The organism is Empedobacter brevis (genome assembly GCF_965118635.1).
GTDB lineage: Bacteria > Bacteroidota > Bacteroidia > Flavobacteriales > Weeksellaceae > Empedobacter > Empedobacter brevis_A.
In genome coordinates, this window is record NZ_CBCPHV010000004.1 from 1 (window position 1) to 13,243 (window position 13,243).

At 30.7% G+C, this 13,243-nt stretch carries 12 protein-coding genes; 3 read left to right on the plus strand and 9 right to left on the minus strand.

Features of this window, described 5'->3' with window-relative positions; all coding sequences use genetic code 11:
• Positions 1-861 precede the first annotated feature (861 nt).
• The 4 genes from ACMHJW_RS06395 to ACMHJW_RS06410 all read right to left on the minus strand — a co-directional run bounded on the left by ACMHJW_RS06395 (position 862) and on the right by ACMHJW_RS06410 (position 4,391).
• Positions 862-1,089, minus strand: a complete 228-nt coding sequence (locus ACMHJW_RS06395) for a hypothetical protein (RefSeq protein WP_038336297.1) — start codon at positions 1,087-1,089, stop codon at positions 862-864.
• 459 nt (positions 1,090-1,548) lie between these two features.
• Positions 1,549-1,953 (minus strand): DUF5675 family protein, encoded by a 405-nt coding sequence (locus ACMHJW_RS06400; RefSeq protein WP_038336251.1) that lies wholly within the window; start codon positions 1,951-1,953, stop codon positions 1,549-1,551.
• Positions 1,953-2,708, minus strand: coding sequence for a hypothetical protein (locus tag ACMHJW_RS06405; RefSeq protein WP_413532869.1), 756 nt, complete (start codon positions 2,706-2,708; stop codon positions 1,953-1,955). The genes ACMHJW_RS06400 and ACMHJW_RS06405 overlap by 1 nt, the downstream gene beginning before the upstream one ends.
• An 843-nt stretch (positions 2,709-3,551) precedes the next feature.
• Positions 3,552-4,391, minus strand: a complete 840-nt coding sequence (locus tag ACMHJW_RS06410; RefSeq protein WP_413532586.1) for an HAEPLYID family protein — start codon at positions 4,389-4,391, stop codon at positions 3,552-3,554.
• 184 nt (positions 4,392-4,575) lie between these two features.
• On the opposite strand from ACMHJW_RS06410, the gene ACMHJW_RS06415 reads away from it, so the two are divergent.
• Entirely contained in the window at positions 4,576-5,277 is a 702-nt protein-coding gene (locus ACMHJW_RS06415; RefSeq protein ID WP_413532587.1) for a hypothetical protein, read from the plus strand.
• A 66-nt stretch (positions 5,278-5,343) separates the two neighbouring features.
• On the opposite strand, the gene ACMHJW_RS06420 is transcribed toward ACMHJW_RS06415, so the two are convergent.
• Together ACMHJW_RS06420 and ACMHJW_RS06425 are read right to left on the minus strand one after the other, a co-directional pair.
• The gene (locus ACMHJW_RS06420) at positions 5,344-5,574 is read right to left on the minus strand and encodes a ferredoxin (RefSeq protein ID WP_019976800.1); all 231 of its coding nucleotides are present in this window, start codon (positions 5,572-5,574) and stop codon (positions 5,344-5,346) included.
• A 13-nt stretch (positions 5,575-5,587) separates the two neighbouring features.
• Positions 5,588-6,880, minus strand: a complete 1,293-nt coding sequence (locus ACMHJW_RS06425) for a peptidase U32 family protein (protein ID WP_413532588.1) — start codon at positions 6,878-6,880, stop codon at positions 5,588-5,590.
• Between the two features lie 147 nt (positions 6,881-7,027).
• Between ACMHJW_RS06425 and ACMHJW_RS06430 the strand changes: the two genes are divergently transcribed.
• The gene (locus ACMHJW_RS06430) at positions 7,028-7,369 is read left to right on the plus strand and encodes a DUF4377 domain-containing protein (protein ID WP_413532589.1); all 342 of its coding nucleotides are present in this window, start codon (positions 7,028-7,030) and stop codon (positions 7,367-7,369) included.
• A gap of 40 nt (positions 7,370-7,409) precedes the next feature.
• On the plus strand, positions 7,410-8,183 hold the full coding sequence (locus ACMHJW_RS06435; protein WP_413532590.1) for a TrmH family RNA methyltransferase: 774 nt from the start codon (positions 7,410-7,412) through the stop codon (positions 8,181-8,183).
• Between the two features lie 52 nt (positions 8,184-8,235).
• Here the strand turns inward: ACMHJW_RS06435 and ACMHJW_RS06440 are convergent, their stop codons facing one another.
• The 3 genes from ACMHJW_RS06440 to ACMHJW_RS06450 are packed head-to-tail and all read right to left on the minus strand — an operon-like array spanning position 8,236 to position 13,094.
• Entirely contained in the window at positions 8,236-10,623 is a 2,388-nt protein-coding gene (locus ACMHJW_RS06440) for a GumC family protein (protein ID WP_413532591.1), read from the minus strand.
• 1 nt (position 10,624) lies between these two features.
• Complete coding sequence (locus ACMHJW_RS06445; protein ID WP_413532592.1) at positions 10,625-11,389, minus strand: polysaccharide biosynthesis/export family protein; 765 nt, start codon at positions 11,387-11,389, stop codon at positions 10,625-10,627.
• Complete coding sequence (locus ACMHJW_RS06450) at positions 11,379-13,094, minus strand: polysaccharide biosynthesis protein (RefSeq protein WP_413532593.1); 1,716 nt, start codon at positions 13,092-13,094, stop codon at positions 11,379-11,381. The genes ACMHJW_RS06445 and ACMHJW_RS06450 overlap by 11 nt, the downstream gene beginning before the upstream one ends.
• Positions 13,095-13,243 lie beyond the last annotated feature (149 nt).

Below are 13,243 nucleotides of genomic sequence, written 5' to 3' on the forward strand. Positions count from 1 at the left end.
TCATACTAAACTCGATTTAGCATCTCATCCAGTTTATCCACTCTAAAATCTCAAATCTAAAATCTCAAATCTAAAAAATAATCCCAACTACGCAAACCAAGCCTAAAAACAAGCTTTCCTTTCAGTCAAGCCTGTTTTTAAACGGCTTTTCGTTCCACATAAAAATGCTCGTTTTGCGATAAGAAATGCCACGCACCCCCGCCACCCAAGATATAGGTTGCAGGTTCATAAAAGCAAAAGAGTTTAGTTAAGGTACATTTGTGTATTGCGCTACTTCGCTAGTCGCATCACATCGTTCGGTACTCCATACTTTGTATTCGTAACCCCTCACTTTTGTGCTGCTTGATAGCTCCTTTGCCCACACAAATTGGCTCGGTGTAGCCAAACATCCTGTCGGATGTTCCACTACATATCCTCGCCACCTTATTTCGATTAAGGTTTGCTTTTATTCACCTGCGCATATTGCCCCAGTGCGATTTCGTTATTAAAATAATATTCAAGAAAAATAAAAAGGTCGCAAAGGAAGTAAATGGTTGTTTTGCTTCAAGGTCAAGCCCTGCGGGTTTTTTGCAAAATCTCCACCCATTCAGGTAGTATTTTTCAAAAAAACCTTGCCTTAAAAACACCCATTCTCGATTAATGAGCTTTCTTTTTTTTCTCTTTTTTTCTTTTCAAGAAAATAGGTTCCCCATTATGAAGAACCTATAATTTTACTTATCTAATTTTTTAAGAAAGTACGAAACCACGAAACTCACAATCGCACCAACTCCAGCGAGAATGGCAGTCTGTAACAAATCACTTAAACCTATATTCCCGATGATACTAAACGTAGTACCACAGAGAACCCCCATTTTCATTTGACTATCCTGTATCATCTTTATTCACACCATCTACAACGGTCAATTGACTAACTGCACCCAATACACCTCCAGCAACAGTCAAATATCCACCAAGATTATTTAACCATTCGGGTAATTCGGTAGGAGGGGCAAAAAGCACTCCACCAACTGCAGCTAAAACCAAACCTATATTTCGGAGCCATTGAAACAATTTAGGCGTTGGGGACTGTAATCGATCTACTATTTTCATCCGTTAAATCATCCGTTTTTAATTACACAATTTTTTGAAATGACATCTAAACCGTTCGCGTGAAGAAAATCATTTTCATGATGGATAAGAATGAATTACCGACTATAGGGAGCGATTTAATTCATTTCCGAAGTGAAAATGATTTTTAGTGTAAACGATTTAAAGCCTTGACTTTTATGGTTCGTTTTTGTGTCAAGACTTCCCCGAAGGGCATATGAATTCATTTGAAAACAATTAAAAAGTCATGAATAAAAATGAACATAAAGATTAAAGTAAAGCAGTCTTAATTTTTGATAATTCTTTTATCAAGAAAAAAGTGATAATAAAACTTAAAATACCTAAGCTCCACTGGAGCTTCTCCTCTTAATCTCAAATGTTTTTGTGTCAAGACTTCCCCGAAGGGCATATGAATTCATTTGAAAACAATTAAAAAGTCATGAATAAAAATGAACATACAAATTAAAGTGAAGCAGATTTTATTTCAAGAGTAACAGTCTCTCCTTTATCAATCGCTTGATAAACCAAATCCTTCACTTTATTAAAAGCTTTTCTGCTTTCCCATCCAATTCCAGCACCACCTAAAGAGGTAACCGGAGCAATACAACCCAATAATTCTTTTTTGGCATTATTCGCAGGATGCATCAAAATAAAAGTCCTATTCGGAACATCTTTCAACAAAATATGCCTTCCAAATTTCTGACTGTATCGCTTTACTAAAACATATTTCCCCTCCGGAATACACGATTTTCTCACTTCATTGTTTAACCACGGCAACTCGATCGTATAACAAATGAATCCCTTTGAATTTTGAAGAATACCATTTGTACCATTAGGGAAATATGAGCGTATCAGTTCTAATTTCATTACGCCTTATTCACCTCTATCAATTGCAACGCATTGTATACACCATTTTTAAGTACATACTTTTCACCGTTAATTTCTTGATAGAATTCGACACCCAAAACCAAAAAGATGGGTTCTGTACTGTTCGCAGGTAAAGTAGTCGCCAAACTTATCGCAGTAGTTTCAACCGCATCATAAGGTAAAATTCCAGTATCTGAATTCGAAACATTAAACGAACCATCATTGAAGTTGACATCTGCTGCTGCAGCTTCAATTTTAAAATGAGTGGTTCCCGAAGGCGCATTAATCATGTTAACCGGAACGAATGCCGGAATATCTACAAGCACATCACCTTCTGCACGATCTAATGTAGTCGTATAAGGAGCATAAATCGTTGTTGATAATTTCCCATTAATATTGAAATCAAAACCTTTTAAAAGTGCTAAATCACCATTAATCACATTACGTTTCCCACGTTCGCTTACCATATCAGCCTGAATTACCTTAACCATATCACGAGTTAATCGACCAACCATTCTCGAATCAGCAGAGTTTAACAACACTGCTCGAAACGCAGTTCGCAGCATCTTCCCAGATGCACCTGCTCGTCCAAACTCCTCACCATTTTCACGCGTACGTTGAAAGTTCGGATCATTCATAATTCGGCTCTTATCCACACCACCTTTTTCGCGTGCTAAGAAACCTTCTTTTGCTTTATAAAAGGTAATGTCACCAACAGTACCCAACAGCTTAATAATACCTTTTTGTCTTGCCATTTTTTTACATTTTAATCGTTCTACATTTTCAATCCTACCGGTAGACAATACAAGTGTAGAAAAAAGAGTAACTTTATAAAAATCAGCAAATACCAAATGACTTTTTAATCATCTTTTGTCATCAAATGACCTATAGATGAAGCACATAAACGGTATAGATAAAGCATAGATAGTGTATGAAATTGAATAATTATGCAGCAGAAAAAGTTACAACGGATTTGCATTTACCCAAAGGACATTCAAATCATTACAGGTAAAAGTTATAGGCAATCACTTCGTATCTATAACCAAATTAAAGCACATTACAACAAACAACCTCATCAGGTGATTACTTGGGAAGAGTTGGGGGAGTATTTGGGGATAAAAACTTGATTTTTTAGTTTAAATATATTATATGATTTTGCGTTGTTTATGAAAAAGAAAATCAAAAAAGAAATTGATAAATATATATTATGGATATTCAAATTTAACTTATAATGAAAAAAACTTACAGTTAGCAATGGATAGAATAATTAACGAATTAAATAAAATAAAAACCACTATTCATAACACAGATATTTTTGAATCTAAAATATTTATCTATAGAGATAATGAATAAGTTTAAGTATAATTGCAAACCTAACTAAATATTAGTTAGGTTTTTTATTTTCAATCATATACATTGTATCTTTGTAAAAGAATATAAGAGTTCTTTAAAAATATATCGAGACCAAATCGAGACCATTTGATAAAACAGATTTTCAATCCCTCTGAAATAAAGGATTTTTGGCGTAGGTTCGAATCCCGCCAGCTCCACAAAACTCCTTTAAATTTTAGTTTAAAGGAGTTTTTATTTGTAATAAATTATGGTTCCCAGATAATTCTTGTCATCACATCTAGGTTGGTTCCGTTATGTTCTTTAATCGGAATTCCAGTAACCAAACCAATCATTAAGTTATGTTGAATTGCCAAACGAACTTGTGGTCTTAAAGTATAATGAAATCCCTCTTGGTCGATATCCATATTATTTTCAAGTCCGATAAAGTTTTTTGAATTTGGTAAAACATACATGATACTTGCATTTATAGTTGCTCCAATATCCAATTTTCGATTTTTATAATGATGTTCAAAAACAGGACCTGTGTATAATAAAGTATTGAAATTCTTAAAATTTTTTGCTCCAATAAAAACTGGATTCATTTTCATTCCTGTAAAAAAACTTCCTCGATTTCCTAATTCTTTAAACGTATTGAATTCAAATTCGTGAATATATGCAACAGCTAAAGATGTTTTTCGTTTTTCATTCACCAAAAAAGTATATTGTGTTGCGAATTTTAAACCTTCAATTTTATTATTCGGAACATAAATAGAACCATCATGATCAGAATTTTTATGATTAAACAAAAAAGGAACTTCTACTTCCATTCCCAATCTATCAGCAACAGCCCATTCATATTCAACAAATCCTTTGTATTCATTGTATGATTTTCTCGAAGTAATTCCGAATCCTACATTTATTTCAGCTTCTCCTTTTCTTGCGCCTAGATCTCGCATCAAATCTGTATACAAAGGTTCTGCATGTTCAATTTTAGGTTTTAGTATTTTTTGTTGAGGTTTTGAATTGATAATTGAATCATTTTTTGTCTGTGCAACAGTTGTTATTGTAATAAAAATTGTTGTCAATATTGTCAAGAGAAACTTCATTTGTTTTTTATTTTGATGCAAAGGACAAAGAAGATTTAGGAAGAAATTAGGAATTGAAGTTTCAAGTATTCAACATCTAATAAATTAAATTTTAAAGTTTTTTGATACTTATCATTTTAAGAATAATAAAAACTACCTTATCTTAGTCGAGAATTAACACCACATTTAAGACAATCAAACAATTATGAGTTCGTATGAATATTATAACTTTCCGATACAGTTGATAAATGGTTTTTTAGATGATTCTAAAAAAGTTTTGATTGACATTTCACATTATTGTATTTACAGGGTTTTTATTGATAATTTCGAAAAATATTCGGGTTCTTTTACAGGATATCAGAAAGCTTGTGATGATTTTGGAATAGAATTTAAAAATGTTGCCGCTGCTTATCAAAATGGAAAAGATTTGTATGAAGCAACAATAGATAAAAGTCCAATGGTAGGAATGAGTTCTGAAATGTATTGGGATTACATGACGAACGAAAAATCAGAATTTGAGAAAGTTTTATTACTCGGAGATCTTGCTTTCAAAAGTATTTTGGGTGCAAAATCTTATATAAAATTAGATAATAAATACTGGTTTAGTAGAATGAATGGTTCTGCAAAATCAATTTCAAAAGAAGAATTAGCTCCAAAATTGCAACGATATCTTAATGAATATCAAACGAAGAAAATCAAAAATAAATTAATTTCTGATTGGGGATTAGCTTCTTATTCTCGATACAATAGAGGATTTTATGTGAGTTATAAAATGACATTGGATGATTTGGCTTATCATGCAGAGAAAATTAGAAAATCTACACAAGATAAGAAGATCAAGAATGATGTAAAATCTGCGCATGAAAAAGCATTAGAAAGATTAGAAAAAGAAGGAAAACTAAATTAGTTTTTATTGATAAAATAAAAGTCCATCAAAATTTTGATGGACTTTTTATATAGCTAATGTTTTAGCTTAAATTTCTTTAACTGTAATAATGTTTACAGGGCAAGCTTTAGCAGCACGTTCACAATTTTCTGCAATAGTATGATCTGGATCTTTTAATGTATGAAAGCCTTTTTTATCAATTGCTTTCAATAAAACAGATTTACCATCTTTTTTTGACATTCTAAATCGTTCCGGTGCTAACTCATAACAATAGTTGCATCCGATGCATTTATCGCGTTGTAACGTAATAATGACCATGAATAACTATTTTTTAATGAGAATAAGCGCCTTCTGAAACACTGTTTTGTTGAGTTCCTGGCTCTTCTACTTTTACTAATTTGTATAATTTATCAGAAGGACGAATTCTAAATTCCATCGGAATTGTAATCGAATCACCTTTTTTAGCTGTATCAGATTTTACATCTTCAACCATCATTTCTGTTACCACCATTTCTTTGGCTCCAGTTGTTGGTCCAGTTACTAAGATTAAATCTCCAACTTTCAAATCATAAGCATCAATTACAAATTGACCAATACTTGGTTTTGGAAAGAAATGAACACCTTTTCCGATGTAAACTTTTTTCTGAGTTGCCATAGAACCTGGAACAGCAGACCATTCACCTAATTTTTGACCTAAATAATAACCAGACCAAAAACCACGATTATAAACAGTTTGCAATAATCCCATCCAATAATCAACTTTCTCTTTCGAATATGATCCATCAGCAATAGAATCAATCGCTTCTCTATAAGCACGAATTACAGTTGCAACATACTCTGGAGCACGTCCGCGACCTTCAATTTTTAATACTTTTACACCAGCATCAACAACTTCATCTAAAAATTCCATTGTACAAAGATCTTTTGGCGACATCATGTATTCGTTATCCAATTCGATTTCGAAACCAGATTCTTGATCAATTACGGTATATTTTTTACGACAGTTTTGTTTGCAAGCTCCACGATTTGCAGAAGAATTGTGTGAATGTAAGCTCAAGTAACATTTACCTGAAACAGCCATACACAAAGCTCCATGACCAAAGATTTCAATTTCTACTAAATTTCCACTTGGTCCGCGTACATCATCTTTGATAATCTGTTCACAGATTTTTTTCACTTGTTTCAAACTCAATTCACGAGATAATACCATTGTATCAGCAAACATTGCATAGAATTTTACTGTTTCGATATTTGTCACGTTAATTTGAGTTGAAATATGAATCTCAATCCCAATTTGTCTTGCATAAGCAATAACCGATTGATCCATTGCAATAACAGCAGTTATATTAGCTTGTTTTGCTCTATCCAATAAGTTCTTGATTAAAGATAAATCGTGATCGTATATAATTGTATTTAAAGTAAGGTAAGAACGCACACCTTTTTCTTCACAACGTTTCACGATTTCTGGTAAATCGTCCATTGTAAAGTTTATTGATGCTCTCGCACGCATATTCAACTGCTCAACTCCGAAATATACAGAATCAGCTCCATTGTCTAAAGCCGCTTGTAACGATTCGAAATTCCCAGCAGGAGCCATCAACTCCATTTTTCCATCTTTGGTCATACGAAAATTCTGATTTTTGAGGTGCAAAGTTACAAAAAATATAACGGGCTATGTTATTTATAATCAAGTTAAATTTTATATAAAAAGAAATTTTAAAAGAAATTTCATTTTAGCACAGTATTTGATTTTATATAAAAAATGAATACTATGAAAAAAATAATTTTATCAACAATCTTAGGATTAGGATTTTTAACATCTTGTACATCGAGTAAAGTTGTAAATGAAAATGAAGAAGTCTTAACAATTGCACCAGAAACAAGAGAATGTTCAGCAGGAGCAGCTAAAATGCAATGTATGCTAATAAAAAATGATGATTCTTCTGATTGGCAATTATTTTATAATCATATAGATGGTTTTAATCATGAACCTGGATATGAATATAAAATTGTCGTTTCAAAATCTAAAATTGAAAATGCACCTGCAGACGCTTCAACATTAAAATATAAGTTGATAAAAGTTGTCAGTAAAAAATTAGCAACTATGGAATAATTCGAACGATATTTCGAAGAATTTCAATTAATTTTGCAAGATGTTAATAGAAAGTCTTCAGAATCCAAGAATTAAAAACTTGCTAAAGTTGCAAGAAAAATCAAGAGAACGTAAAAACCAAGGTTTATTTATAGTCGAAGGAACACAAGAAAATGAACTCGCTATAAAAGGTGGCTACGAAGCTATTGAAGTTTATATTTGTGAAGATATTTATAATAAAACGCTAGATTTTAACGGAGCAAAAGTTTTTACAATAACAAAACAAGTTTTCGAAAAGTTAGCTTATAGAAAATCTACAGGCGGAATTATCGGTGTTTATAAAACAAAATCTGCTACTTTGGTCGATTTAAAATTGCCAGAAAATGCATTGGTTATTGTTTTGGAAGCGGTAGAAAAGCCTGGAAATCTTGGAGCTGTTTTGAGAACTGGAGATGGTGCAAAAGTTGATGCAGTGATTGTCTGTGACGAAACGGTTGATTTTTTTAATCCAAATGTTATTCGTTCCTCGGTTGGAACTTTGTTTACAAATAAAATTGCATCTGCAAGTAAAGAAGATGTTTTAGATTTTTTGAAATTTAATCATATTCAAGTCGTTTCAACTTTTTTAAGAGAAGAAACGAAAAGTTTGTATGAAACTGATTTTACTAAATCTTCTGCAATTATTTTAGGAACAGAAGCAACAGGGCTTTCGGACTTTTGGGCAGATCATGCTGATTCATTAATTAAGATTCCGATGTTAGGTCTTGTAGATTCTTTGAATGTAAGTAATGCAGCTGCTATTTGTGTATATGAGGCAGTAAGGCAGAGACAATAATCTTAATAAATAAAAAAAACCATTTCTAAATTAGAAATGGTTTTTTTTTATTCTATTTTCTTCTGAATAGTTTACTGAAGAAAGATTTTCCTTTATTATGGTTTTCTCCGTATCCATAACCGTATCCATAACCGTATCCATATCCTTTTGTAAAGTCAACGTCATTTACAACCATAGACATATTATTAAGGCGATCATCATGATATAAATCCCTTGGAATAGCTAACATACGTTTATCTAAATAATTAGCACGAACAACATACATTGTGATATCAGCAGAATTAGATATTAATAATGTATCTGTAACTAGACTAACAGGAGCTGTATCGACTAATACATAATCATAATTTTCTTTACCATAGTTAATGATATCTTCAAATCGACCATTCATCAATAATTCTGATGGATTTGGTGCAACTTGACCAGAATAAATAACATCAAATTTGTAATTCGCTGGATTTTTGATTATTATATCGTTAATGTTTACATCTTTTGAAATCAAATATTCTGTAACACCATATTTATTTCTATATTGATCTGTTATACCTAAATAATCTAATACTTTAGGGCTTCTAATATCAGCACCAATTAATAATACTGATTTACCAGACATTGTTAAGATTTGGGCAAGGTTTGTAGAAATAAAAGTTTTTCCTTCTCCACTTGTTGTGGAAGTTACATAGATTGATTGAGGATCAGTAGAATTTTTAAGAAGGAAATTCATATTTGTTCTCAAAATTCTGAATGCTTCTGCGACACTTGAACTATCATTATGCTCAATAATAGATATGTCACTCTTAGGAATCTGTCCAGCTATTGGAGCTCCAACAGCTTCTTCAACATCTTCTTTAGAATTTACATTATTATTTAATAGTTTGTAAATGTATATAAAAGCAAATGGTACAATTAGTCCTAAGATCAAAGCTCCTAATAAAACAATACTCTTTTTAGGTGATACAGGAATTTTAGAATCATAAGCATAATCAATAACTTTTATATTTTCTGGTGTTGCTGCAGCCTTAATTTCATTTTCTTCACGTTTCTGTAGTAAAAATAAATACAAAGCTTCAACAATTTGTTGTTGTCTTGATATATCTCTAAATCCGCGTTCTTGACCTGGTACTTTTTGAATTCTAGTTTTTATTTGATTTTGTTTCGTCTGAATTGAACTTAAAGTAGTTTGTGTATTAGTTCTATACAAACGTAAACTATTTTTTAAGTTTCTTTTAATATCACTAATCTGCTCTTGAAGTTTCACAACATTTGGATGCTCACTCGTTACAGATTTCAACATATCTTCTTTTGTTAAAACTAATTGATTATAAGAAGCAATTTGTGAAGCAATAGTTTGATCTTGCAAACCAATATTAGTTGGTAATAAATCTGTTTTACTTGAATTTAAAGCAGAGTTCATGTAATCTACTAACTGGAGTTGTGTAGATGAATCTAACAATTTCTTCTCATTATCAGATGCATTTTGCAGGAAAATATTTGCTTCTGAAGCAACATCTGTAATATTGTTACTTTGTTTATATCTTTCTAAATCTTTATCTACTCCTTGAAGATCTCCTGTAACAATAGACAATCGAGAATCAATAAACTTAGAAGTTGCTTGTGTTAATTTATTATTATCTGTTACAAGATCTAAATTATATTGTTTAATTAATTCATCGATAAATAGCTTTGAAATCTCAGGAACGCTACCTACTAAATTGAAGTTAACAATTTTAGAGTTTTTATCACTATTTGGTTCAATCTGAATTTTTAATTGATAATAATTAACAGTATTATTCAAAGAATTTAATTTAATTAAGTACTCTGAGTCAATACTTTTTGATATATTTTTGTTTGGACTAATGACAATATCTCCAAACGGAGCTTGGATTTTTTGACCGAAAGAATAAGTTTTTGTTTCTTTTGTCTTTTCATTAGTTAAGCTAAACTTTGTTGAAGATTCTATTTTAACATTTAGTTCTTCTGATAAGTCATCATTAAGTTTATCTGCCTCATTAAGAAATAGAATTTTAATTGGAGAATTGCTAGCAGTTGTTTCTATTTCAGCTATTCGCCCTACACTATAGTAACTTATGTTAAGATTATTTTGTTCTACAACTTTAGAAATGAGTCTTCTTGATTTTAAAACTTCAATCTGATCCCCAACTTCAGCATTAGTACTGGTACCAAAAACAGTTGCAGCATCAGCTAATCCTGCTAATTCTCCAGCAGCAGATTCTTTTTCATTTAATAAAATTTTAGCAGAAACTTGATATTGTTTTTGGGTATATTTTAAATAGAATAATGCACCAATTATAGCGATGATTAAGCCTAGTACAAACCATTTCCAATAAAATAAATATTGCTCTAGAATTTGTCTTAGATTAATATTTTCATCTTCATCTTCGAATGAAGTAGTTTTTTTAGAATTATTTATTTGATTCATTTTATCTTGTTAAAACAGAGATTACAGAAATTATTACACCAGCCATTGAAATCCATAATGTATAATTTGGTGTAAAATTGGATGCAGAAATTTGAGCAGAATTAGGTTCTACATAAACAACATCATTTTGGGCTAAATAATATACAGGAGAATTTAACGCTGATTCTGAAGTTAAATCAACACTATATCGTTCTTTTACACCATTACTTTCTCTGATTACAGTAACATTTTTTCTCTTCCCTTTTATAGTTAAATCTCCAGCCATTCCCAATGCATCTAAAAGTGTTATTCTTTCTGTAGGAACGATAAAACTACCTGGGCGAGAAACTTCTCCCAATACGCTAATTCTGAAGTTTACAAAATTTACGTTTACTCCAGGATTCACTACATATTTACTTACTTTTGCTTTTATTGTTTCAATAGCTTGACTTCTTGTTAGTCCAGCTAATTTTATAGTACCAATCATAGGTAAACTAATATTTCCATTTTCGTCAACTGTATAAGTTGGGCTAAATGGAGAAAGACTATTAGTATTAGCTGTTGTTTGAATCGTACTTAATTGATTAAATGGTGCAGCAGCAGCAACATCAGCAGCAGAAATCACAATTGCTAATTGATCTGTAGGTTGTATTTTAGGTATATACTGTTCAAAACTTGTAGTTAATTCTTGTTGGTTTTGAAAATAAACAATCTCTTTTCTAGATCCACACGATGTAATTGTGATCATAGAAATAATAAATAAAAATTGGAAAATTCTATTTTTCATAAATTATATTATCAAGTTTTTCAAATTCTGAATTTTGAGAAATAAATTCAGGTACAATCTCTTTCATTTTAGCGACTAAGTCCATAACTTGTTCGTGTTTTTCAATAGTTGAAGACAATAAACATAATTCTTCAATTAATTTTTTATTCTCATGACATTTGTTGGTATTTACTTTGGCTATCATTATTTTTTCATGATGTGTTTTAACCGTATTTTCATCATTGGCTAATAATTCTTCATAAATTTTTTCACCTGGACGTAAACCTACAATTTTTATATCAATTTCTTCAGGATATTTATAGCCACTTAATCTAATCATCCTTTTTGCAAGATCAATAATTTTCATTGATTCTCCCATATCGAATACGAAAATTTCTCCACCTTTTCCCATAATAGCAGCTTCAAGAACCAATTGACAAGCTTCAGGAATGGTCATGAAGAAACGAGTTATATCTGGATGTGTAACAGTAAGAGGACCTCCATTCTCTAATTGTCTTTTGAAAAGAGGAATTACTGATCCGTTTGAACCTAAGACATTTCCAAAACGAGTAACAATATAGTTTGTTTTTGAGAATTCATTGATACAGTTAACATAAATTTCAGCTACTCTTTTTGTTGCACCCATAACGTTTGTTGGATTTACTGCTTTGTCAGTAGAAACCATAACAAATTTTTCAGAATTAAACTCATTTGCTAAATCGGCAATTGTTTTAGTTCCATAAATATTTGTATTGATAGCTTCGTATGGAAACTTTTCCATTAATGGAACATGTTTATAAGCTGCTGCGTGAAAAATAATTTGTGGATGATATTTACTAAAAAGACTTGACATTCTTTTTCTGTCTTTCACGCTAGAAACTATATATTCAATTCTTTTTTGTTTATTCTCAGATAACTCATTTTTTAAGGATTGTTGAACATCATAAAGAGCAGATTCGGCTTGATCAATTAAGATTAATTGATCAAAATCCATCATGGAAATTTGTTTAGAAATTTCACTTCCTATAGAACCAGCAGCGCCTGTAACTAAAACTCTTTTTCCTCTAATATTTTCATTTATTATTGGATTTTTCAAGTTTATAGATTCTCTTCCTAATAAATCTTCAATTTTTAATTGTTTGATTTGATTAGGCTTATATGTTCCATCAATCCAATTTGAAATTGGTGGAATTATTTTTATATTAACATTTAAATCTTCTAATGATTTAGAAAGATTTAATAATTGATTTGTTTTAATGTTCTGAATAGAAATAATGATTTCTGAAATATCATTTTTTTCGATAAACTTATCATCAATATCATTGATAGAATAAATTTTAAGACCATCTATAAAAGTACCAGTTTTGGCTTGATTATCATCAATAAAACCTATAACCTTGTTATTGTATTGTGTATCGTTTTGTAAGATATCTCTTGTGATTAAGCCTGAATCTCCGGCTCCATAGATTAGAACCCTTTGTGAAACTTTATTTTTCGAGAAAAAATAATCATAAATCCATTTGTAATATAGTCTTGCAATAACCATTATTACTGTTGAAATAAATAAATGGACAAAAATTACTGAATAAGACATTCTAAAGACATATGAACTAATATGACTTTGTGAAGGATTTACCTCTATAAATTGTCTGTAGATAAAAGTAATAAAAAAAAGTATTAGAAAAGCAGTTGTATTAGAAACAAATACATTCTCTGCATCTTTCATACCTGTTTTTCTTACAATTCCTTTGTATGTTTTAAAATATAAAAAACATATTGTATAAATAAAACTTATAAAAGGTAATTTATAGACAAGTTTCTCTACACTAAATGTATTCAGAAAACTGTTTAAAATAAAATTACTTATGATATAAC

Bases quoted from the DNA above. Each gene is read 5' to 3' on its own strand.
- ACMHJW_RS06395 (WP_038336297.1), bottom strand. From the start codon at position 1,089: ATGAAAATAGTAGATCGATTACAGTCCCCAACGCCTAAATTGTTTCAA.
- ACMHJW_RS06410 (WP_413532586.1), bottom strand. From the start codon at position 4,391: ATGAAGTTTCTCTTGACAATATTGACAACAATTTTTATTACAATAACA.
- ACMHJW_RS06440 (WP_413532591.1), bottom strand. From the start codon at position 10,623: ATGAATCAAATAAATAATTCTAAAAAAACTACTTCATTCGAAGATGAA.
- ACMHJW_RS06435 (WP_413532590.1), top strand. From the start codon at position 7,410: ATGTTAATAGAAAGTCTTCAGAATCCAAGAATTAAAAACTTGCTAAAG.
- ACMHJW_RS06450 (WP_413532593.1), bottom strand. From the start codon at position 13,094: ATGAAAGATGCAGAGAATGTATTTGTTTCTAATACAACTGCTTTTCTA.
- ACMHJW_RS06415 (WP_413532587.1), top strand. From the start codon at position 4,576: ATGAGTTCGTATGAATATTATAACTTTCCGATACAGTTGATAAATGGT.
- ACMHJW_RS06445 (WP_413532592.1), bottom strand. From the start codon at position 11,389: ATGAAAAATAGAATTTTCCAATTTTTATTTATTATTTCTATGATCACA.
- ACMHJW_RS06425 (WP_413532588.1), bottom strand. From the start codon at position 6,880: ATGACCAAAGATGGAAAAATGGAGTTGATGGCTCCTGCTGGGAATTTC.
- ACMHJW_RS06405 (WP_413532869.1), bottom strand. From the start codon at position 2,708: ATGGCAAGACAAAAAGGTATTATTAAGCTGTTGGGTACTGTTGGTGAC.
- ACMHJW_RS06420 (WP_019976800.1), bottom strand. From the start codon at position 5,574: ATGGTCATTATTACGTTACAACGCGATAAATGCATCGGATGCAACTAT.
- ACMHJW_RS06400 (WP_038336251.1), bottom strand. From the start codon at position 1,953: ATGAAATTAGAACTGATACGCTCATATTTCCCTAATGGTACAAATGGT.
- ACMHJW_RS06430 (WP_413532589.1), top strand. From the start codon at position 7,028: ATGAAAAAAATAATTTTATCAACAATCTTAGGATTAGGATTTTTAACA.